16 protein-coding genes and 1 pseudogene are annotated in these 21,705 nt (G+C 55.3%); 1 reads left to right on the top strand and 16 read right to left on the bottom strand.

The window, feature by feature from the left end; genetic code table 11:
- Positions 1–4: 4 nt before the first annotated feature.
- The 9 genes from MNU25_RS00830 to MNU25_RS00870 form a co-directional block, all read right to left on the bottom strand.
- A complete protein-coding gene (locus tag MNU25_RS00830; protein WP_240983339.1) occupies positions 5–415 on the bottom strand; it encodes a 5-oxoproline transporter, DUF969 family subunit in 411 nt (136 codons plus the stop codon).
- Positions 403–1,395, bottom strand: a complete 993-nt coding sequence (locus tag MNU25_RS00835; RefSeq protein ID WP_306425057.1) for a 5-oxoprolinase subunit C family protein — start codon at positions 1,393–1,395, stop codon at positions 403–405. Before MNU25_RS00835 ends, MNU25_RS00830 begins: the two co-directional genes overlap by 13 nt.
- On the bottom strand, positions 1,362–2,066 hold the full coding sequence (pxpB, locus tag MNU25_RS00840; RefSeq protein ID WP_240983341.1) for a 5-oxoprolinase subunit PxpB: 705 nt from the start codon (positions 2,064–2,066) through the stop codon (positions 1,362–1,364). Before pxpB ends, MNU25_RS00835 begins: the two co-directional genes overlap by 34 nt.
- Before the next feature lie 327 nt (positions 2,067–2,393).
- A complete protein-coding gene (locus tag MNU25_RS00845; protein WP_240983342.1) occupies positions 2,394–3,164 on the bottom strand; it encodes an HD-GYP domain-containing protein in 771 nt (256 codons plus the stop codon).
- A gap of 345 nt (positions 3,165–3,509) precedes the next feature.
- A complete protein-coding gene (locus MNU25_RS00850) occupies positions 3,510–5,114 on the bottom strand; it encodes a bifunctional metallophosphatase/5'-nucleotidase (RefSeq protein ID WP_240983343.1) in 1,605 nt (534 codons plus the stop codon).
- 510 nt (positions 5,115–5,624) lie between these two features.
- Positions 5,625–6,452, bottom strand: a complete 828-nt coding sequence (locus tag MNU25_RS00855; RefSeq protein ID WP_240983344.1) for a carbohydrate ABC transporter permease — start codon at positions 6,450–6,452, stop codon at positions 5,625–5,627.
- A gap of 328 nt (positions 6,453–6,780) precedes the next feature.
- Positions 6,781–7,698, bottom strand: coding sequence for a carbohydrate ABC transporter permease (locus MNU25_RS00860; protein WP_240983345.1), 918 nt, complete (start codon positions 7,696–7,698; stop codon positions 6,781–6,783).
- 303 nt (positions 7,699–8,001) lie between these two features.
- On the bottom strand, positions 8,002–9,312 hold the full coding sequence (locus MNU25_RS00865; RefSeq protein WP_240983346.1) for an ABC transporter substrate-binding protein: 1,311 nt from the start codon (positions 9,310–9,312) through the stop codon (positions 8,002–8,004).
- Between the two features lie 723 nt (positions 9,313–10,035).
- Positions 10,036–11,952 carry a cell wall-binding repeat-containing protein gene (locus MNU25_RS00870; protein ID WP_240983347.1) on the bottom strand — a complete coding sequence of 639 codons (1,917 nt, stop codon included), beginning with the start codon at positions 11,950–11,952 and terminating at the stop codon, positions 10,036–10,038.
- Between the two features lie 775 nt (positions 11,953–12,727).
- Between MNU25_RS00870 and MNU25_RS00875 the strand changes: the two genes are divergently transcribed.
- Positions 12,728–15,151 (top strand): putative bifunctional diguanylate cyclase/phosphodiesterase, encoded by a 2,424-nt coding sequence (locus MNU25_RS00875; protein WP_240983348.1) that lies wholly within the window; start codon positions 12,728–12,730, stop codon positions 15,149–15,151.
- A gap of 694 nt (positions 15,152–15,845) precedes the next feature.
- Here the strand turns inward: MNU25_RS00875 and MNU25_RS00880 are convergent.
- The 7 genes and pseudogenes from MNU25_RS00880 to MNU25_RS00905 all read right to left on the bottom strand — a co-directional run bounded on the left by MNU25_RS00880 (position 15,846) and on the right by MNU25_RS00905 (position 21,687).
- On the bottom strand, positions 15,846–16,133 hold the full coding sequence (locus MNU25_RS00880) for a type II toxin-antitoxin system RelB/DinJ family antitoxin (protein ID WP_443613699.1): 288 nt from the start codon (positions 16,131–16,133) through the stop codon (positions 15,846–15,848).
- A 190-nt stretch (positions 16,134–16,323) separates the two neighbouring features.
- Positions 16,324–16,515, bottom strand: a complete 192-nt coding sequence (locus tag MNU25_RS00885) for a hypothetical protein (RefSeq protein WP_240983349.1) — start codon at positions 16,513–16,515, stop codon at positions 16,324–16,326.
- A 156-nt stretch (positions 16,516–16,671) separates the two neighbouring features.
- A complete protein-coding gene (locus MNU25_RS00890) occupies positions 16,672–18,105 on the bottom strand; it encodes a sugar phosphate nucleotidyltransferase (protein WP_240983350.1) in 1,434 nt (477 codons plus the stop codon).
- Between the two features lie 108 nt (positions 18,106–18,213).
- On the bottom strand, positions 18,214–19,317 hold the full coding sequence (locus MNU25_RS00895; protein ID WP_240983351.1) for a glycosyltransferase: 1,104 nt from the start codon (positions 19,315–19,317) through the stop codon (positions 18,214–18,216).
- A pseudogene (locus MNU25_RS00900) lies at positions 19,314–20,072 on the bottom strand (Wzt carbohydrate-binding domain-containing protein); the annotation flags it as partial. The gene MNU25_RS00895 and the pseudogene MNU25_RS00900, both read right to left, overlap by 4 nt.
- Before the next feature lie 155 nt (positions 20,073–20,227).
- On the bottom strand, positions 20,228–20,602 hold the full coding sequence (locus MNU25_RS20375) for a GtrA family protein (RefSeq protein ID WP_372503602.1): 375 nt from the start codon (positions 20,600–20,602) through the stop codon (positions 20,228–20,230).
- A 167-nt stretch (positions 20,603–20,769) separates the two neighbouring features.
- Positions 20,770–21,687 carry a glycosyltransferase family 2 protein gene (locus MNU25_RS00905; protein WP_240983352.1) on the bottom strand — a complete coding sequence of 306 codons (918 nt, stop codon included), beginning with the start codon at positions 21,685–21,687 and terminating at the stop codon, positions 20,770–20,772.
- Positions 21,688–21,705: the final 18 nt, after the last annotated feature.

Consider the following 21,705-nt stretch of genomic DNA (forward strand, 5'->3'; position numbering starts at 1 on the left):
GTCATCAGCGTCCCAGTGTATCGGCCGCTCCCTCCGCCATGGGAGCAATCAGCGGCCGCACCATTTGGGCGTGCCCGCCCAGGCTCGTCAAACCGAGAGCCGAGGTGAGTTCGCGCAAGAAGAGATAGAGAATGAGGATCCTGCCCGTCGTCGCGACTCTTACCTTAGAGACTAGATTCTCGGCTTGCTCTTTCAACCCGTAACGCTCCGTCAGACCGATCACCGGCAGAATCAGAATAAATAAAGACATGTAACGATTGACCACAAACGAGGTGCCGAACTGGGTAAGGATCTTGTCAAGGGGCAGGCGGGCAATTAATCCGGTCACCAGCCCAGCCACCGTCACCACCAGGAGCGGGTTGATCCTGAGGACAAACCCCACCACGACCACCAAAACGCCAATCAACGACCACATATGAAGGTCTCCTTTCCCCATAATGAAAGTGAGCGCAGGAACTTAGCCTGCTTTTCTTTTAACTCTTGCGCCTCCGCCAGGCTGATTGCGCGGAAGCGAACGATCTGCCCGGGGGGCAGCTGTCCGACTTTGGCCAGGTCTGCCGTGACCAGAGCCGCAATCACCGGGTACCCGCCCGTCGTCTGCCGGTCGACACCGAGAATGATCGGCTCGCCGTCGGGGGGAACCTGAATGGCCCCGGTGACCAAGGCATCGGAAATCAGATTTCCGGCCGAGCGCGCTTTGACGGCCTCCCCCGCCAGGCGGCAACCCATCCGGTTGCTGCGCGGCGTCACCGTATAATCCGAAGCGAGAAAGCGTTCCCACTCCTCCGCGGGAAAAAATGCGGCATGTAGCCCTCTCAGCACCCGCAGTTCTGCCTTATCCGCCAAAACCGGCCGCAGAGAAGGCAGCAACCGGCGGGAAATATGCTTTTCCTCGCAGGGATGACCGCGTAAAATGTCGCCTCGCCGCAAAGCCCTTCCTTCCTTGCCGCCCAAAGAGGCGGGCAGATAGGTCGAACGGCTGCCCAGCACCACGGGGACCTCGATTCCGCCGTGCACGCCCAAATAAACCCGGCAGCCCCGCGAGATTCCACCGACATCGAGCATATCGCCCGGACTGAGAGCCAGGCTTTGCCAAGGGGCGACCCTCTGACCGTTGAGGAAATACTCTCCCTCCCCGCCCCCGAGGGCGACCACCGAGGGGGCCAGACAGCGCGCTTTGACCCCGGCCAAGGTCATCTCCACTGCCGCCGCACCCGCCGGATTGCCCAAAAGAGCGTTCGTCACCTGTAAACTCCACGGATCCATGGCACCGGCCGGGGGAATGCCAAAGCGCCCATACCCCGGCCGGCCGAGGTCCTGAATACTCGACTGCACCCCGGGCCGGATAATTTCCAGCAGATCTATTTCTTCTTGCCCTTGTTTTTGCCCGATAATTGTGAATACTCCTCCTTCCCCACCGCTATAAACCGGATGCGATCCCCGCTTTGCAAAAGAGTCGGAGGGTCCCCCGCGGGATCAAACAAGCGCAGGGGTGTCCGCCCGATAATCTGCCACCCCCCCGGCGACGCCAAAGGGTAAATGCCCGTCTGCGAACCGGCAATGCCGACAGACCCCCGGGCCACTTCCGCTCGCGGCGTCGCCAGCCGGGGAGTGGCCAACCGCAGCGGTAAACCGCCCAAATAAGGGAAACCCGGCATGAAGCCCAGCATGTGCACCAGGTATTCCGTCCCCGTGTGCAGAGCAATGACCTGACCGGTTGTCAGGCCGTGATAACCTGCCACATACTCAAGATCCGGACCGTACTCCCCCCCGTAACACACCGGAATCTCCGCCACTCTCCCCCGGCCGGCCCCGGCCTCCGCCAATGCCTGCTCAAACGCCCCTCCTTGCTCCGCCAGCCAACGCGCGACCTCAGATCCATCCGCCCCCGAACGGATGAACAGGGTGACGGCCAGGTAGCCCGGAATCAGTTCTCCGATCCGTTCATCCGACTTCGCTTCCATCCAGGCAGCGAAGGCCCGGACCCGGTGAAAGACTGCCTCATTCACTTCCGAACCCAACTGAACATGCACGGCCGAGTCCCCAAACGGATTAACGACAAACACCTTTTCCGCCTCACTCCCCTCAGCATCTCGGGTTCCGCCTCTACAGCACCCGACCTGCTTTCAGATAAGATACGCCACCCTCCCTGCAGTTTCCTGCCAAGTCTCCTCAATATTCCAGTTCTTCCTGGCTTCGGAGCTTTCGTGCCAGTAAACATTTCGCTCCCGCAAGATCAAAAAACGCCCCGAGGATTCCTTTCCGGAGCGGTTAGAAAAAATGCACTGAAGTTTTTTGTGATCGCGTTTTTGGCTGACACGAAGCACCTTCGCGCTGCCTCTTCACCGGAACAACCCGTGTACCCTCCGCGGAAGCAGTTCTTATCGACCCGCTCATAGTCCCGTCGCGGAGAAAAGAACCACGATTTCTTGAAAGGCTTCGACCACCTCTTCGCTAAAGTCAGTGCCGGCCCCGGCGACCACCATCTCATAGGCCACCCGGCCCGGAAGTCCCTTCCGGTAAGGCCGATCCGTCGTCAGAGCATCATAGACGTCGGCGACCGCCGCTATCTGGGCGAAAGGATGAATCTGGGTGCCATGCAAGCCGTCCGGGTATCCCCGCCCGTTCCAGCGTTCATGGTGCTGGCAAATGACCAGATAAGCGCTTAGCGAGAGAGGCTTCAGCCGGAGTATCTCTTCCCCGAGAGAAGGATGCTCCTTAACCAGTTCAAACTCATTCAGCGTCAGTTTGCCGGGTCTATTCAAAAGGGCGAGCGGTATTCTCTCTTTCCCGACATCATGGAGCAAAGCACCCAACACAAGGTCTCGCAGGTCTTTCCTTTTGTACGCCAGTTGCTCAGCCATCATCAAAGAAAGAACCGCCACATGAATCGAATGTACGTACGTATAGCGATCAAACCGGCATAGCCTGTCCAATTCCACCTCAAGCCAAGACCAGCGCCTGAGGGACTGCACAATCTGTTCAACCGCCCTCACTTTCGGCCCGGATTTCCGAGAGGAGAACAAAGGAATCTCTGGGTAAAGATCCTTTGCAGGAGTATACGGCTTTGCCACCACAATGTCCAATAAGTCCAGCCCCTTTCCCGGCTGCTTTCTCTCTGACTTCACCCAGACCGGTTCCTGCCCCGAACGTTTCCCTCTCACCCTGCGCTCTTCCAACGCTCACTCCGCTCTTTCAACCCTCACTCCGCTTGGTACTCTGACCCGGCTCACTCGCTGCGTTATCAAGTACCATCCACAGCGGAGGTCGTTTCGTGTAGCACCCTCACCCGGCGGGGAATGAAAATGATAAATTGGCTCTGGCCACGGTAAACACGTTCTGGGGAAAGAATTCCCACTGGCCACTATTTTAAGGTATTTTGTCGTTTCTGTCCACCACGTATGCTTATAACTTTACAATGTTTACAATATCTTTGCACACTCGTGTTGCCTTTCCCGACTTTACCGTGCCCGTCCTCCTGTCCGCCGGATAATTGGCAATAGGACAAGTTAGGCCGGAGCGAAGCGGGCGCGACAACCGGTAACCCGCCAATTGTGATCACAGGTGGCCTCCACCCATTCATGCTCTAGAAAGTAATTCGTTAACAGTTCCGAGACTTCGGTCTGAATATCACGTACAACCTCGGCTCCGCTGAACATTCCGTATAAGGAGCCGCCCGCGGCCCGATAATTGTTCATAACCACATCGTAAAAACCACAAGGATCCAAAGGCTCCCCTCCTTGGTTCAACAGGACCACCCGCGACCCGGCGGGCCTGGATATATCCAAAGTGTATTCGATGCCTTCCCACATGTCGTAATTGTAATGCTGGACTTTGGGCCGGCAGAAAGCCGGATTCACGCCCGGGGCTCCGTCCGGACCCCTTTCGAAGAAAGTAGCCGTCACTTCCAAGGCTTGGCGGATCGTCTCTCCCCGCACCCTCAGTACCCTCAAGGTATTGGGATACATGTAGTTGGCCAGAATCTGCCGCATCGTCACCTGAGCGGAAAAACCCGGGCAGGTATCGGCGAAAATCGAAGCACAGGAAATCGGGGCCTCCGAATAATGCATCTGCACCCGGTTGACGAACTCTATGTAAGGATTGTCCGCCAAACGGGCGGCCATCGGGTCCTCAATCCGCATATTCCCCCGGACCCGGCCCAGCGGCTGTTCCAACCAAGCTTGCGTTTTCTCTTCATAAGGTCGCACGATTCGCTCGATCTCCGCATCGGCCGGAACGTCCCCCACTTCCAGCAAGTCGGCCTTCTTCCCGCTCACGCGCCAGTGCCCCCTGTCCTGCTCCAGGGTGAGAACCACTTTTGCCAGCTGGCGGGCATCGTTCTCCGGCTGAATCACCTGCACACCGGCAACCTCCGCGACAACCCCGCGATGCTGGTGCCCACCCAGGAGGACATCAATGCCCTCTACCTCCGTACAGATCTGATAAGCCTGATTTTCCCCCGTCAAACGTTCCAGGGGCTCTCCCGATTTCGGATCCCGTTCCAAGCCGCCGTGGTAGGCGACGATCACCGCGTCAGCCCCCTTCTCCCGGCGCAGAAAAGGCACCCAGACGCGGGCCGTCTCCACCGGGTCGATAAAATCCCAAGCGGCAATATTTGTAGGGTGCTCCCAAAACGGGATATATTTCGTAGTCAGACCCAACACTGCGACCCGACAGTCCCCCGGAAAGGTCCGCAGTAGATATGGCTCACCGAAAGCCGGCTCCTTCGTCCCCTTGCGGCAAATATTGGCCGCCAGCCAAGGAAACTGTGACTCTTCCATCACCTTCGTCAAGACCCCCGGCCCGTAATTGAACTCATGGTTCCCAACCACGGCCGCATCGTAGACCAGAGACTCGAGACAGGCGACCATGGGATGGAGTGTATCGCCTCCGCAGCGGGCCTGGTAAAAAGTTAAAGGACTCCCCTGAATGAGATCCCCGTTGTCCACGGTCAAGTGCCGGGGATAGTCCCGCCGCAAACGGCGAATTAAAGTTCCGGCCTTGGCCAGCCCCTTGGCCGCGGGCTCCCCTGTCCCGTAGTCCCGGGGCAGAACAAACCCGTGCACATCGCTTGTCATGAGTATCAGGACGGTCATCGCTTCTTTGTCAGCCATCTTCAAGTAAACTTCCCCGATCCTTTTAGTCCGGTCTTAACCCTCTTAATCCGGTTTTACCCTCTTAGTCTTGTCTTAACCCTCTTAATCCGGCCTTGCCCTCTTAATCCGGCCTTGCCCTCTTAATCCGGCCTTGCCCTCTTAATCCGGCCTTGCCCTCTTAATCCGGTCTTACCCTCTTAATCCGGTCTTACCCTCTTAATCCGGTCTTACCCTCTTAATCCGGTCTTGCCCTCTTAATCCGGTCTTGCCCTCTTAATCCGGTCTTGCCCTCTTAATCCGGTCTTGCCCTCTTAATCCGGTCTTGCCCTCTTAATCCGGTCTTGCCCTCTTAATCCGGTCTTACCCTTTTAGTCCGGTCTTATCCTCTTAATCCGATCTTACCCTTTTGGCCCGGTTTATGGACTCCGACCGCCGGGTTCATCAGACCGAGGTCCCTCCGGTCTTATGATCCTCATCCGGTTTGTAAACTCCCGGCTGTCTCAGTCTCCCCCAAAGGTCCCGCTCAAATCACTTAATTCCCGACTGGATGAAACTGCTGATGAATTGTTTCTGAAAGAGGATGAACATAACCAACAAGGGCAACACCACCAGCAAAGTGCCGGCCGTAATCATCGACCACTGCGCCCCGGTCTCCCCCATCTGGGTAAGCAGGGAAAGGCCGACTGTCAACGGCTGATTTTGGGGCGTCTGGGTGACGATCAAAGGCCAGAGGAAATCGTTCCAGTGGAAGCTCACGGAGACCAGGGAAAAAGCAACCAGCCCGGGGCGCGCCGCCGGCAAGAGTACATACCAGATGATTTGCCACCAGGAGGCACCGTCCAACATAGCCGCCTCCTCCAAGTCCCGCGGGATCTGCCGGAACGTCTGCCTCATGAGAAACGTTCCCATAGCAGAAGCAAAATAGGGCAGCATGATCGCCCATTTCGTGTCCACTAAGCCCAGATCCTTAATGGTCAGGTAATTCGGCACGATTAGGGCACTAGTGGGAATCATCAACTGCAAAAGAAAAATGACGAAAACGATCGATTTTCCCCGAAAAGAATAGCGAGCAAAAGCATACCCTGCCAGGGTAATCGTCAGCAGCTGCACGATGAGGATGCCGGCACAGATTTCAATAGTATTTATGTAATAAAGCTGAAACTGCCCGCTTGTCCAAGCCGCCGCAAAGTTCTGCCAGGATAATTGGATTCCCCCCAGCAAATGCGTCAAACCGTTGATATTATTGGGGTCCTTGAACGACATAAGAACGGTCCAGAGGAGCGGGACCAGCCAAATCACCGAAATCAGGAGCAGCACGGCATTGAGAACCACATCTCCGATCTTGCGTCTGTACATAAGAGCCGCTTCTCCCTCCCAGATTCTTCATCCGTAATCCTTCATCCGTAATCCTTAATCACTAATCCTTAATCACTAATCCTTCATCACTAATCCTTCATCACTAATCCTTCATCATTAATCCTTCATCATTAATCCTTCATCGCTAATCCTTCATCGCTAATCCTTCGCCAGTCAATCCCTATCCGCCAATCCCTATCCGTCAATCCTTCGTCAGTTAATCCTTCGTCCGTCAATCCCTTGTCCGCCAATCCCTTGGTCGCGAGGCGACGCGTACCAGTTACTTCCCGCCTTAGGCCTCGTACCGGGAGGGGGGCACCGTCCGGCCTCAGGATTCATAGTGCACCCGCTTGTCCGCCAAAGTCTGCAGCACGGCAACCGCCAACAGGATCACGATTAGAATGACAGACAGGGCCGAAGCTTTCCCCAGGTTGGAAAAGGCAAAGGCCTGCTGGTAAATGTAGTAGAGCAGCATGTTCGTGCCGTTACTGGGCCCGCCCTGAGTCATAACGTACAACTGATCGATCATCTGGAAAGCGTCCACCATGGCGATGATGAAGACAAAGAGGGAAGTCGGCATGAGAAGCGGCACCGTGATGCTGCGAAAAGCTTTGACCGGTCCGGCCCCGTCCACCGCAGCCGCCTCATACGGATCCTGGCCGATGTTCTGCAGACCGGCCAGATAGAAAATCATAAAATAGCCCACCTGTTTCCAGATCGTCATCAGCATAATCGCCGGCAAGGCCGTCCCCGGTTCTCCCAGCCAATTAATCTGGGGCCCCCCGAAAAGAGCCAGCACTTTGTCCACAATGCCATAGTCCGGAGTATACATGAAAAGCCAGATGGAAGCGGCACTCACCATGGGCAGCACCACCGGGTGGAAAAGCGCCAGCCGGAAAAACGGCGTCAGCCGGTACCTGCGGTTGAGCGCCACCGCCAAAACCATGGCGATAAGCATACTCACCGGTACCGTCCCCAAAATAAAGAGTACCGTATTCCTCATGACCTGCGCAAACACCGGATCACGACCCAAAGCGGTGAAATTAGCCAATCCCGCGAATACCGGCACCGGGTGGGCATTATCGCTGAAAAACAGGCTGTGATATACAGCGACCACCATCGGCCACAAGGTAAAAATAATTAGGATGAGAGCGGAGGGCGCGAGCAGGAGCGCGGCCCGAAAGCCCACGCGCCCGCCTTTGCCGCTACCGGCCTTTTGACCCTTTTGACCTATCGAACTTGGCATTCTTTAAACTCCTTAGGCCGAATCGTTTACTTCGGTCCCCCTGACCGGTTTGCGTCCTCGGGCGGCTTTGTCTGAGTCTCCCGGCTTAAGAGTTTCTCATACCTTCCTGCGGTCGCCAAACCGTCCCGGCCGTGCGCGGGCGACAGCAAAGCCGGTTGCTTTGCCCCGCCCGCAGAGCCTGAGAATGATTGTCACCGGGACCGAAACTCACCGAGAACAGTCTGTCACCCGAGAGTCGATCAGTCCCGTCCGGTCCGCTCCGGTCTTCACCTTTGGTCCCGCTTCTGACTCCCCGGCCGGGTCCTAGTCTTTGAACTTGCTCAAAAGGGCATCCGCCTGTTGTTGGGCCGCAGTCAAGGCCGCTTGCGGCAGCACGTTCTGCGTCAGGACTTTTTGGCAGGCCGTGGACAGGATCTGCTGAATCTCCTGGCCGTCGTGGGTCGCCAGTTCCTTGGCCGCGTATTGCAGCTGCTGCCGTGCCACATCTCCCTGCGGTGTCGCCTGCAGGTATTTCTTCATCTGGGCTGTCTCATAAACAGCCGGAGAAGTGCCGATATAGCCCGTTTCGATCGCCCACTTGGCGGTAACGTCCGGGCTGCTCATCCACTTCACAAATTTGAAAGCCGCTTGCTCTCTCGCTTTATTCCTGGTATTGATGATGTAAAGATTGCCCCCGCCCGTAGGCGTCCCGGGCCGCACATTGCCAGGCAGCATCGCCACACCGACCGGAAACTTGGCGGTTTTTAGGATCTGAGTTAGACTTCCGGACGAATGATAGATCATCGCCGCTTTGCCGGAGGCGAAATCGTCGGGAGCGGTCGCCCAGCCGATCAACCCCGGCGGTTCAATCTTGTCTTTCAGGCTCAGGTCGGCAAAAAATTGCAGGGCCTGGACGACTTTGGGCTGGTCAAAATACACCTTGTTGGCCGCATCCCCGACCACATTCTGACCGTTTTCAATGGCAAAAGGCTGAAACTCCCAGTAGGTTAAGCCGCTGGTCGGGATCTCCAAACCCCATTGACCCGCTTTGGTCAAGGCTTTACCGTCGGTCACCAGCTCAGACCAAGTCTTCGGGGGATTATTCGGATTGAGACCGGCTTTTTGAAACTCATTTTTGTTGTAGTAAAGCAACAGGGTACTCCTTTGGAAAGGTATCCCGTAGGTCGTCCCATTGAGATTGGAATTTGCCATAAAGGCGGGGTAAAAAGAGTTCAGCCATTGCTGGTCCTTTTTCGAAGCGGCAAAACCATTGATCGGAAGGATCAGGTGGTTATCCAACAGAGTGTTCATGTCCGTGGACAAAAGCACCGCCACATCTGGGGCATTGCCCGACTTGAATCCTGTCTGCACCTTGGTCATGGTCGTGCCGTAATCCCCGGAAAATACGGGCGTGACCTGAATATCCGGATGCGCTTGATTAAACTCGTTCACTAATTGGGTCATGTCCTGGGCCAAGGGCCCGGCCACAGCCACCGGAAAATCAAAAGTCAGCTTTTCCACCGGTTTGGTTTGTCCGGTCTTGCCCCCCGCTTGATTGCCGCAGCCGCTCAGCAAGACAGTGAGCATGACCGCACCCACCAAGACTTGCAGCATATGTCTCGGTAACCTCTTCATTCGGATTCTCCTTTCGTTTCCCAACGCAGGCACACGCAATAATACAGTCCAAACCTCTCCCCTGGAAGGAAGACAGACTGGGCTGCATGCTTGCGCCCGACCCCCCCGGCCGGCTATAGTGCTCGTTATCGGCAAAACCTAAACCATTTGCAGTAGAATCTGAGCCATTCGCGCCAACGCTTGGCGCCGACATCCGCGCTGTCTGAAATACAGTTTCGTCGTTCGCCTGCGCTCCACCTCCGCGTCCCCATACAGTTGATTCAAGGATAAGTCAGATAATCCTATTTCTACCCGTATCTTGCTCATCTCGATGTATAATATTCGACTAACAACGCCAATTACCTGCCCCTGAACCCCACTTGAGAAACATTTAACACAAAGGCACAAAGCACGACGGTCAGCCAGCCTTACTCGCATTCACGCCCCCAGACCGCGATGCGGCAAAAAAGGCCCATGGGCCGCATCTTGACTCTCGGACCCCGTCCTTCCCGAGGACTGGGGGCAAAAGCTGAGAGAAAGCAAACCCATGGACCAATCTGTCTCTTTGAACTTCTGCACGACTTCTCACTCTGAATCTCACCATGGCTGAAGCTAGATGCGTGCGGCGGAGTCTCTCGGTCGGGACTCACGGTCAGGACTCACACCGGAATTCCCTAAAATATACCCTGACCCACTGCCGCGGCATCGTCTGCCGACCGCGCCCTTATCTTCTGCCGGCATCCCTCAGTGCATCAAGAGACTCTCGAACTGGGCCTCCAGACCCGCACTGACAGCGGACGTGCTCCCGACGACCTGGGCCGACGGAATATAGGCCTTGTTATATAGGAAAAAGGTGGAAATCGCGGAAGGCAAGGTATCGGGGGGAAGCGTCACAACAAAACCGCCTTCCTTCGCCGCCAGCGCCGCGGCCAGCAAAGCATCCCCGTAAGGTTCCCCGCCCGCCACGTCAGCGCGGGAGACCAAGGCCGAGGAAATGTAGAGGGGATACTGTTGGGCAACCTGTTGACTGTCCAAGATATTCTGAAAGATCTCCTGCTCGGTTCCGTAGCGATCCACCCCACCCCAGCGCTCGACGGCATAGCGGCCGCTCAAAAAGGATTGCAGGCTCGAATCAATGACCCCGGTCCCGCCCAAGAGGATAACCGACGAAGGCTTCAGGCTCTCCAGTTCCGCCTGCGTGGAAGCCGGCAGGTCGCCGCTCTCCGTAAGCAGGATCGGGTTACCTTGTTCGGCCGCAAAAGCATCGGCAGCCAGGGCATCCGGTTCCCCGTATCCGTAGGCCAAATACACCGTCCCCCGCGAGCCCACCCGAGCCGCAATCTCTGCCGCCGTCGCATACCGGTCAGTCCCTCCCAGCCGCTCCACCGTATAGCCGAGACCGGTCAATTCATTCTGGATGCCGGCCGAGACCGCTCCGGTCCCTCCGATAATATAGATGTGCGTGGCCCCCAGACTTTTGATCTCAGCCAAAACCCCGCTGTCCAAAGCGGAGGTCCCGGTCATCAGGATCGGGGCATCCAGTTTCTTGGACAAAGGCACCGCCGTCATCGCGTCTGACAACACGTCATCTCGGGTCAGGATCACGCTGTCCGCTGCACTCCAGCCTTCCTTAGCGACTTCCACCGACAAAGCGGCATTGTTCCCGCTTTGCCCGCCTAACCTGGGCTGCATCGTAAAGTCCGGCTGCACCTGGATCGAGCCCACGACAGCCCCCGAGTAAATGAAATTAATGGTTCCCATCTGGGTCGGAGTCAGGTTGAAATGAAACGTCCCGTCAGACAAGGTCGTGAAGGTTTGATTGCCCAAACCCAAGGCCGACTCATCCAATTGAACCGTGCGGTTGTTTAAGGGATTCCCTTTGCCGTCCACCAAAGTAGCCGTAATCAAACTCGGTTCGTTGAGAACGAGCACACCGGAAGTGGTCACTTTGGCGTTTTCGGCCCCCACCGTAATGCTGCCGACAATCACTCCCCCGTGGATAAAGTTCACCGTTCCCGTCTGAGAAGGGGTCATGGAAAAACTGAAGGTGCCGTCCGTCAGAGTCGTCACCGTTTGCGAAGGGGAGCCGACTCCCGAACCGTCGATGGTCACGGCCCGATTGGTCAAGGGAGCACCGTCAAAACCGGTCAGCTTGGCCGTCACCTGAGTGTTGTCATCGACGGCCAGGCTTCCGCTTAAGACCGTGGCTGTGGCATCGATAACATTGACCGTTCCCTCGGCCTGGTACCTCTTGCCATATTGGTTAAAAAGCTGCGTAATCGTCAGTTGATAAGTACCCGGGTGAGCAGGAGTCACCCCTGTGACCGAGTACCAGCCATTCGATCCGGAAATCGGGTAATCGGTCACCACACCCTGCGCGTCCGTCAAACTGGCGGACACCTGCCCCGAAAAAGGTTCGCCTGTACCGTCAAACAGCTGCAGGTTAATCGAACTGACCTCGCCGGTAATCAGGTTGGAATCACCCGGCGTAACGAAAAGCAGGTGATCCAGTGTTTGCACCGTCGCCGCCGCGGGCTGACCCCCGCCTCCTCCACCGGCCGCCAAGACCGAACCCGGGTTGCCGAACACAGCCGAACCTAAGATCAAGGCCGAAATCAGGGCATAATTCAACACCTTCGTCAAACTTTTCTTCAGATTCACACGAGCCGTCCTCCTCTTTAAGTACTATCGCGGCTAAACCCACCTAAGACATCTCAAGAGTCCCCCGGGCCATACCCTCCCCGGGGTTTCTCAAGAATCCCCAGACCAGAATACTCCGGACACCTTAAGAATACCTCAAACCCAAATCCACGGGAACACCTTGGGACTCTCCCGAATCCGAACTCACCGAAACGCCTTGAGACCATCCCCCGATCCGAACCCATCGGAACACCTTGAGACTCTCTCCCGAATCCGAACTCACCGAAACGCCTTGAGACTCTTCCCCGATCCGAACCCATCGGAACACCTTGAGGCTCTCTCCCGAATCCGAACTCACCGAAACGCCTTGAGACTCTTCCCCGATCCGAACCCATCGGAACACCTTGAGACTCTCTCTCGGACCCGAACTTACCGAAACGCCTTGAGACTCTCCCTGACCGGAACCCACCAGGAATCGTCCTAACTCTTAGACCCGAACACACCCCGGCAACGAACTCTTGCTCAGTATAGCAGGCGCAGATGGCGTATTTTTGGAGAAATTATCAAGATTTAATTAAGACGGGCTCCGAGCAGAGTATCCGGCCGGCGCTTCTGCCGATGTAATGCCGGCTGGTTTCGGAACCAAATTCCGAGGTTTTCCCGCGCACGTTTTATAATATCTCTTCACTCAGGCAGGATTTCCCACGATTCTGGCGAACTGAATAGAAAATTGCGGCTACTTGTCGAATTTTTCCCATCCAGAAAGACAGCCGGCGTGAAAAAGGAGGCCTTGTGAATGAAGCAGGACAATTCTCCCAAACTCACACCTTTAAACATTGCTCTGATCTATGCCGTTTTTTCAGGCATTTGGATCCTCGTTTCCGATCGCTGGGTCAAGCTCGCCGCCCCCGACCTGCATACCGCAGAAGTCCTTTCCACCCTGAAAGGCTGGCTTTTTGTCCTCGTCACCGCAGTCTTGCTTTATTTTCTCATCCGTCGGGCCGTGAACGCCCTGAAAAACTCGGAGGCCTCCTTGGCCCGACAGTTCTCACGGCTTGAGGAGGCCCACGCCGAATTGGAAGCCACTTACGAAGAACTCGTCGAGGCCCAGGCAGAAGTCGCCGCCGGCGAAGCCCGCTACCGGGCCATGTTTGAACATATGATGAGCGCGGTCGCGGTTTACGAGGTGCGGGACAATGGTCAGGACTTTGTCTTCCGGGACATTAATCCCGCCGCCGAGCAAATCGACGGCTTAGTCAGAGAAGAGACCGTCGGCCGCTCCCTCCTGGAACTCTATGCCGAAGCGGATATCCGCGGTTTTCTGGCGGCCTTCCGCCAGGTCTGGCGAACGGGGGAATCCGTCCACTTCCCCGCCACCTTTTATGAGGACGGACGCCTCAAAGGCTGGCGGGAAAATGAAATTTATAAACTGCCTTCCGGCGAAATCGTCGCCATCTTCAATGATGTCACATCCCAAAAAGAAGCCGAAGAAGCGCTTTGGCAAGAGAAGGAAAAAGCCCAGGTAACCCTGGACTCCATTGGCGACGCCGTCATCACCACCGACACGCGCGGGCGGGTCGACTACCTCAATCCGCGGGCCGAACAGCTGACGGGACGTCCCGCCCGCCAGGCCCCGGGACTGCCCATCGAAGACGTCTTTCCCATCGTCCACGAAGAAAGCGGGAACCCCGTTGAAAACCCCGTGCAGCGTTGTCTGCGCGAAGGGCGGATCGTGGGCCTCGCCAACCACACGGTCCTCGTCCATCCCGACGGGCGCCGCATTCCGATTGAGGACACCGCCGCGCCCATCCGCAACCGCAACGGTCAGATCGTCGGCAGCGTTTTGGTCTTTCACGACGTGAGCAAAAACCGTAAACTCCTGCGCCAGCTCACCCACCAAGCCTACCATGACAGCCTCACGGGCTTGCCCAACCGGCACTTGTTCAACGAACACCTCAGGCAGGCCCTGGCCCACGCCCAACGCCTGCACTGCAAAAGCGCCGTTCTCTTCCTCGACATTGATCGTTTCAAACTGATCAATGATACTCTGGGGCATTCCCAAGGGGACGTTTTTTTGCGCGAAGCTTCCGCCCGGATCAGCCGGGTACTCCGTTCCGAAGACACCGTCTCCCGTTGGGGCGGAGATGAATTCGTCATCCTTCTGCCGGAACTCTCTCAGGCTGAGCATGCCGCCAAGGCCGCCCGGAAAATCATCCGCGCTTTCGCCACCCCCTTCCGCCTCAACCGACAGGAGATCTTCGTCACCCCCAGCATCGGCATCAGCCTTTATCCGGACGACGGCGCCTTGGCCGAGGAATTGATCAAGCAGGCGGATACGGCTATGTATCGGGCCAAAGAGCTGGGAGGCGGCCGTTATCAATTCTTCACGGATTCCCTCAACCAACTCATTAAGGAGCGCATGACCATTGAAAATCTTTTACGTAAAGCCCTGGAACGGGCGGAACTCGTGCTGTATTACCAACCCCAGGTTGACCTGCTCAGCGGCGCCATCGTCGGCGTCGAAGCTTTGCTGCGCTGGCACACCACGCTCGAAGGTCTGTCCCCGGAAGGCTTGGTCATGCCCGGCACCTTCATCCCGGCAGCGGAAGAGACCGGGCTGATCATCCCGATCGGCTGGTGGGTCCTGCGTTCTGCCTGTGCGCAGAGCCGCGCTTGGCGTACCCAAGGATATCCTCCCCTGCGCATGGCCGTCAATATCTCGGCCCGGCAGCTGCGCGACGGAAACTTTATCCGCGATCTGCAGGAGATCATCGCCGCCGGCGACCTCGACCCGGAATGGCTGGAATTGGAAATCACCGAGAGCGTTATCATTGAGAATGCGGCGGCCACCGTTGAATTACTGCAACAGATCAAACGCCTGGGCGTGCGAATTTCCTTGGACGATTTCGGCACCGGCTATTCCTCCCTCAATTACCTGCGCCGCCTGCCCATTGACACTCTGAAAATCGACAAGAGCTTCATTGAAAACATCGCCCTAGATACAAAAGGAGCCAAAGTAGTGACCGGGATCATCCAACTGGCGCATAGCCTTGATCTGACTGTCTTGGCGGAAGGGGTGGAAACCCCTGCCCAGCGGCTCTTCTTGCTCGCCAACCGTTGCGACGTCATGCAAGGCTTCCTCTTCAGCCGCCCGGTTCCGGCGGAAGAAATGGAAAGGCTGCTTGCCGGCATCAATTCTGTTGTCCCAAACGTCTTTTGAATCTGCTTTCTTGTCTCTCTCCCAGGCCAATTCCCGTGTTCGTCCACAAATACCGCGTTAAACTTCTCTTGATCTTTGAGTATCTCAAAAGCGCCAAATAATTTATCCGACATGTCTAAAACCCTGGTTTCACCGTTGTCAAAAACCTATGCTCAGGGTATAGCCACTACCTGGCGTTACTTTCGCAACTTTGCGTGGGCCAGTCGCAGAATATTCCTTCACCCTTTGATCCGGTATAGCATGTGCCATGCCAACAGCCCCTATTTCAGCGGTTCTATTGGAAATAAGTCCTTGTGCATTTGCGCAAGATTCGGTTAGATTATACCATTTCTTGCCTGAAGTGAAAGTGCGAAGCGCAAACCTATCCGCCAACGCTTCGATCCGTAACGCCCAGCCACTCCGTCAGATGGTGGGCGAAAAGACGATTTTCCAGCAACGCCCATCTTACACTCCATTGTCGACTACGAATAAGCCGATACTCTCAAGGTCTTCCACCGACACGCATGGGCGGGTCGACTACCTCAATCCTCGGGCCGAGCTGCTGACAGGACACTCCTCCCGTCAAGCCCTGGGCCTGCCCATCGAAGACGTCTTTCCCATCGTCAACGAAGAAAGCAGAAAATCCGCCGCAGACCCTGTGCAGCGTTGTTAAGCATTGTCTGCAGTTGCTTTATCTGAACAAGTCGACTTCACTTCATACATCGGCCAAAAGCTCCTTCATCATCTGGTCGACATCAGTATAGCCTTTAACCGAAGGGTCACGGCTGATGCGCTCAGCCTCTTCCATCGCGGCAATCGTCTCGGTATTCGGACCCTCAAGGGCAATGTCAAACGGAATTCTCTGCTGACGCACGGCCTGACGCAGGAAAATATTGAAGGCCGTCGTCATGTTCATTCCGAGCTCAGAGAAAAGCTGCTCAGCCTGTTTTTTTAATTCGACATCCATACGAATGCTTATATTCGTCGTCTCAGCCATAATCATCATCAGCTCCTTGCTTTAGCATATTCAATATATCACAAAATACGTGCATCGTAAATACCACGCACAAGGATAAAAAATCTGGTCAATATTCTCATCCTGAGTGACAGAAAACTTAACGTCTAGACTAGGCTTCTCGTCGGTCTTGACATACCCTGGATTCTTCTCAAAAATAATATCCTGCACCCAAAAATTATCGAAAATCAGAGCACTCTTTGCCTTGTCCATTTTTGTCTTCGTCTTCCTCATCGATGAAAAACTGACCCGGCACGCCTTCGACGATTTCAAAGCCAGCCTTAATAAGCCGTTGCTTAAGCTCGTCATCGGAGATACTGTTGTAATACTTCTCTATTTCTGCGAGTTGGGCCTTAATCTCATCCAGCACACAAATCCCCTTCCTTTCACTAAGCGAGTGACTTTTATCAGCACACGCATGACGGCCGGAATAGCGCAATCCCTTTCGCTCTTAAAAGTTCGGACCGTGGCTCCGTAAAACCAAGCCGCCATGACAACGAAGTCGGTCCGCACAGCGCCGGCACGCTTACCCCCGGCACATCTCCCGCGCCTCTTCCCAGGACATGCAAAGTCTGATGATATCTTCTTCCACCAGCGGGTTCCCGCTCTGCACCTCGATAAACTCCAGATCCGTCAAAGCCAGAATCCCATGCCGCATTCCGGCGGGGATCTCCAACACGTCCCCGGCCTCCACCCGCCGCATCACTCCATCCCGGGCAAATTCCCCTTCGCCCTGAATCACGGTCCAGACCTCGCTCCGGTGGCGATGCTGCTGGTAGCTCAGGTTCTTCCCGGCCTCTACAGCTATCCTTTTGGTCAAGACCTCCCTGCCGTCGGCAAAGGATGTATAGTCCAAAACCCTGTACCAGCCCCAGCGCCGCTCTTCATACATTGGCCGTCCGTTCAGGTGCCCGACAAGCTCCTTCACCCGTGGGCTTGCGTCCCGCCGGGTAACGAGGATGCCGTCCGGTCCTGCCGCCACGATGAGGTCTTGGCAGCCGAGCACGGCCACCGGGATATCCAGCTCGTTCAGCACGTGCGTTCTCACACTGTCCGCACTGAGGATTCCCCTGCCGCTGACCGGCTCTGTCATCTCGTCCGTTAAAGTATTCCAGGTTCCAAGGTCTTTCCATTCACCGTCATAGTCCACCACCACGATATGTTCGGTTTTCTCGACCACTTCGTAGTCGAAGCTGTTCTTCGGCAGTTCCCCATACTGTTCCAGGAGTTCCTGATAATTTTCCGAGAAACCCATCTCCCGCAGCCGATCCAGCGCGAAGCCCAGACGAAAAGCAAAGATACCGCAGTTCCAGAGCGCTCCCTGATCCATCAAGGCCTGGGCTGTCTCTGTGTCGGGCTTTTCCCGGAAAGCTCTGACTCCGCGGAAGGACGATTCGTCATTTTGTCCGTCATTTCGTTGGGTGAGCCGCTCGGCATATTCCGGGATAATGTAACCGTACTTTGTCGAGGGAAAAGAGGGAACAACCCCCATGAGGGCCAGCTCCGCCCCGGAATCGCGCAGAGCCGTCTCCAAAGACTGCGCTCTGCGGAAGAAGCGGTCTTCCACATAGGGATCCACCGGCAGGACCATGACAACCTCGTCGCGCGCCACCCCGGCCACAGAGTGCAAATAGCCGGCAGCCAGCGCTATGGCCGGAAAAGTATCCCTCCGCTCGGGCTCAACGATCAGCCGGACATCCGGACCCAATTGACTCTGGACCATGTCCACCTGAGCCCGTCCCGTGGCGATCACGGCAGAATCCGCTAAACCCGCCGCGCCCAGTTGCCCCCAAACCCTCTGGACCATAGATACCGGGCTCCCCGCTTCGTCGCGCAGAACCTTCAGGAATTGCTTCGATCGGGCATCATTAGACAATGGCCACAGCCTTTTCCCGGAACCGCCTGACAGTAGAACTAAATGCATGATCTTTTCCCCCATATCAAAATATACGCCTGCCATTCGTCGAACTCCTCGTACCCTGTGCTGACTGCCAACGCATAATCACCGACGTCTGCCACCATCTTAAGGCACGCGCCTACCCGCGTGTCTATAACACGTGTCCGGAAATCACACCATCCCCTCAATGAGCTTGGTGAAAGCTTCTTTAAACTTCTCTTTACCGAAGCGCTCCGCTTCCGCCCTGAGGCGCTCCGGCCTGAAGGCCCCGTCTGCCCCCGCCAAGGATCTCTCCAGACGCACAATGCCCTCCTCCAATCCCGCCACACTTTGCTCAGCAAAAAGGATGCCCGTTTCTCCGTCCCGGAGAATATCCAAGGCACCTCCTCTGTTATAAGCGACCACGGGACAGCCGGACGCCAAGGCTTCCACCATCGTCAGACCGAAATCCTCTTCTCCCGGGAAGAGAAAACCCTTCGCTCTGGCTAAACAATCAGCAACCGCTTCTTCACTCTGCCAACCGAGAAACCGGATATCCGCCCCTGTCGGACACTTTCGTTTGAGGGCTTCTTCTTCAGGCCCGACACCGATGACGAGGAGTCGCCGCTGCAGACGAAGACAAGCCTCGACGGCTAAATCCACACGCTTGTAGGAAACCAGCCGGGAAACGACAACGTAATAATCCTCCCTGGGCTCATCCGCGCGGAAGCGGCTGAGATCCACCGGCGGGGCCAGAACGGAAGAGGCCGCACCATAATGTTTGCGGATGCGCGCAGCCACGGATCGTGAAATGGCGACAAACCGATCCACCCGCTGGGCACTGATATAATCCCAGAGGCGAATCCGGTGAAGAGACCAGGCCGCCAGCCAGCGCTTCGGCCCATGAAGGGTATGGACGTAATCGTAGTACATATCCCAGGCATAGCGCATCGGGGTATAACAATAACAGACGTGCAAGGTTTCCGGGCGGGTCAGAACCCCCTTGGCGCAGGCGTGCGAACTGCTGATCACGAGATCATAACCGCTCAAATCAAACTGCTCGAAAGCATAGGGCATCCAGGGCAAGAGCCTTTGATGCCGCCGCAGCCATCGGGGCAGACGTTGCAGAAAAGATGTGCGCACATCCGCCTGAGCCAGGCAGTCGGCTAGTTTTTCCGGCTCAAATAAAGTGGTATAGATCGGTGCCTCGGGGAACAGTTCGCGCAGAACGCAGAGAACCCGCTCGGCGCCTCCCATATTCGTGAGCCAGTCATGGACAAGAGCAACTTTCATCATTTCACCCTCACGCGGCAGTCGGCAAAGTGATGACCTGCAACCTGGTCAAACCAAAACACCTGCTCCTGCACCAGAGTCATCCTTAACAGATAATCGCCGGGACCCGGCGGGCTGAGCACACTGAGCCTGTAGGTACCGTGACCGAGCGCCGGCACCGGAGGAAGCAGAAAGGAACGGTCCCCGTCAAAAACGGCTATTGTACGGTCGTCGACCCTCAGCCAATGATAAGAAAGATGCACCGGATTCGGCGGATGGCTCGCCAAATCCCTGCCTGAGTTGTTCATCACGTTTACCCCGACACTGAACCGCGTGCCGCAGGGAATCTCCATCGGAGCCTCCATAACCTCTAACGCGACCTTCGCAGCTACGTCAAGTGGCAACGATTCGCTCAGTTTCACCGGTTCATACGATAACGCCGGATACAGCCCCGCGATTCCCACAAAAAATTCCCTCTTAAATCCGCTGACCGTAAAATCACAGGCCCGCTCCTTCCAGTGATAGCAAGTCTGCCGGTGGGAACCGCCTGTGTGCAGTGCCACCGTCAGATGGTAGAGTCCTTCGCCCAGATCCATTTTAAACGCAAAAGCAAGGCTCACGATCCGCCCCACCTGAACCGCGATTTCCTTTGCCAGATGATAAGTATTCGTTCCGAACACCACTTGTCCATAGTCGTCTTTAATGCTTATTCCGGCAGTGAGATGATCCTCGTCGACACGGGCGCGGATGATGATCCGGATCAGCGCCTCTTCGCCGGCTGAGCAGTTTCTGGATTGCTACAGAAATTAACCATCAATGTCGGCCTTCCCGCATCAGTCCGAGGCAAAAACAGACTAGCTCGCCTTTACAGGAATATCCGGAAAAGCAGACCATTATGCTATCAATGAACCTCCGCAGATCCTCGAGTATGCCTTCACGGCTTTTCCCGCTCTTTAAAAACGAATGCCTTGGTTAGGTTAAAGTTCAGAAAGAGACCCGAAAGAGACCCCATTCCTACTGCTATCCATAAACGCTGGGTTTTCAATTGGAAAAGATACACAGTGACCGCAAAAACGAGATAATTCAAAAGGGCTCCGGGTGCGTTGGCGGAAAGGAATCGTAACCATTCTTGGGTTTTCTTGACCTTCCCTCGGACCCTCCGAAAGGTGATAATTCTATTAAGTGCCCATGTTGTCGATGCCGCAGCCACGTACGAGCAAACCCTAATCACGTACGGACTAGCTTGAAATATTGACACAAGGACTGTTAATGTAGCTGAATCTACGATAAACCCTACAATGCCGACCATTCCAAAAAGAATAAACTGTTTTACGTTCTTACTGGTTTTGATGACCAAATTCTCTTACCTCTACACATCTTCTAAAACTGGGAACCTTGCGCCTCCTATAAGACGGATTATCCTTTATGCAAACGAACACGGCAGACCCCGTGAGCCTTCCAATTATGCATTCATCATTAATCAGAATATCCTTTAATGGACAAATACTGTAGCATTCTCGCCTCTCGTCTACCTCTCGTAACTGTATCCAGTATAATGCCGCAAGTAAAGCTCAAAAATGCGCTTAACATGATGCCCATAGACAGAATAGCTGTCGGTAAGCGCGGAACAAGGCCGGTCTGCAGATATGTTATGACAACTGGAAAGACCATGCCACATGCTACTATCAATAGTATGGAGCCCAGTATTCCGAAAAACGCCAATGGGCGCTCCTGCTTGAACAAATTTATAATCAGCGTCAAGATCCTTACGCCATCACGATACGTCCTAAGTTTACTGCTGGATCCGTCGGGTCTGCCTCTATAGTCCCCATAAACATGAGCTATGGGTACCCCCAGTATCAACGCATGCACCGCGAGCTCCGTTTCTATTTCAAAACCGCTAGACAGTAGGGGAAAAGATTTCACAAACCTTTTTGAAAGCACCTTGTACCCAGATAGCATATCCTCTACCCTGCTTCCAAACAGAAACCGAACAGAACCCGTGAGCAGCCTGTTACCTATTTTATGTCCGGCACGATAGGCGTCCTCTTGATCGTTTATCCTTACCGCGTTTACAAAATCGCACTGTTCCTCCCTAGCTATCTCCACCATATCAGCTGCCACAGATGCATCATAAGTATCATCACCATCCACCAAGACATAATAATCCGCTTCGATATCCCTAAACATTCTCCGGACTACGTTCCCTTTTCCCTGCTGAGTTTCACTTTTAACGATCGCACCACATTCTGTGGCAACAATTTTTGTTTTATCAGTTGAATTATTATCGTATACGTAAACCCTCGCCATCGGTAACACTTCGTTGAAGCTCTTGACCACCCTGCAGATAGTCAGCTCCTCATTATAACACGGAATCAAAACCGCAATCTCCATAATTCCTCCTCATTACAT

The sequence above is a fragment of the Acididesulfobacillus acetoxydans genome (assembly GCF_902729405.1).
Taxonomy (GTDB): Bacteria; Bacillota; Desulfitobacteriia; order Desulfitobacteriales; family Desulfitobacteriaceae; genus Acididesulfobacillus; species Acididesulfobacillus acetoxydans.

Bases quoted from the DNA above. Each gene is read 5' to 3' on its own strand.
- MNU25_RS00830 (WP_240983339.1), bottom strand. From the start codon at position 415: ATGTGGTCGTTGATTGGCGTTTTGGTGGTCGTGGTGGGGTTTGTCCTC.
- MNU25_RS00850 (WP_240983343.1), bottom strand. From the start codon at position 5,114: ATGGCTGACAAAGAAGCGATGACCGTCCTGATACTCATGACAAGCGAT.
- MNU25_RS00855 (WP_240983344.1), bottom strand. From the start codon at position 6,452: ATGTACAGACGCAAGATCGGAGATGTGGTTCTCAATGCCGTGCTGCTC.
- MNU25_RS00860 (WP_240983345.1), bottom strand. From the start codon at position 7,698: ATGCCAAGTTCGATAGGTCAAAAGGGTCAAAAGGCCGGTAGCGGCAAA.
- MNU25_RS00865 (WP_240983346.1), bottom strand. From the start codon at position 9,312: ATGAAGAGGTTACCGAGACATATGCTGCAAGTCTTGGTGGGTGCGGTC.
- MNU25_RS00875 (WP_240983348.1), top strand. From the start codon at position 12,728: ATGAAGCAGGACAATTCTCCCAAACTCACACCTTTAAACATTGCTCTG.
- MNU25_RS00880 (WP_443613699.1), bottom strand. From the start codon at position 16,133: ATGATTATGGCTGAGACGACGAATATAAGCATTCGTATGGATGTCGAA.
- MNU25_RS00890 (WP_240983350.1), bottom strand. From the start codon at position 18,105: ATGGCAGGCGTATATTTTGATATGGGGGAAAAGATCATGCATTTAGTT.
- MNU25_RS00895 (WP_240983351.1), bottom strand. From the start codon at position 19,317: ATGATGAAAGTTGCTCTTGTCCATGACTGGCTCACGAATATGGGAGGC.
- MNU25_RS20375 (WP_372503602.1), bottom strand. From the start codon at position 20,602: ATGGTCGGCATTGTAGGGTTTATCGTAGATTCAGCTACATTAACAGTC.
- MNU25_RS00905 (WP_240983352.1), bottom strand. From the start codon at position 21,687: ATGGAGATTGCGGTTTTGATTCCGTGTTATAATGAGGAGCTGACTATC.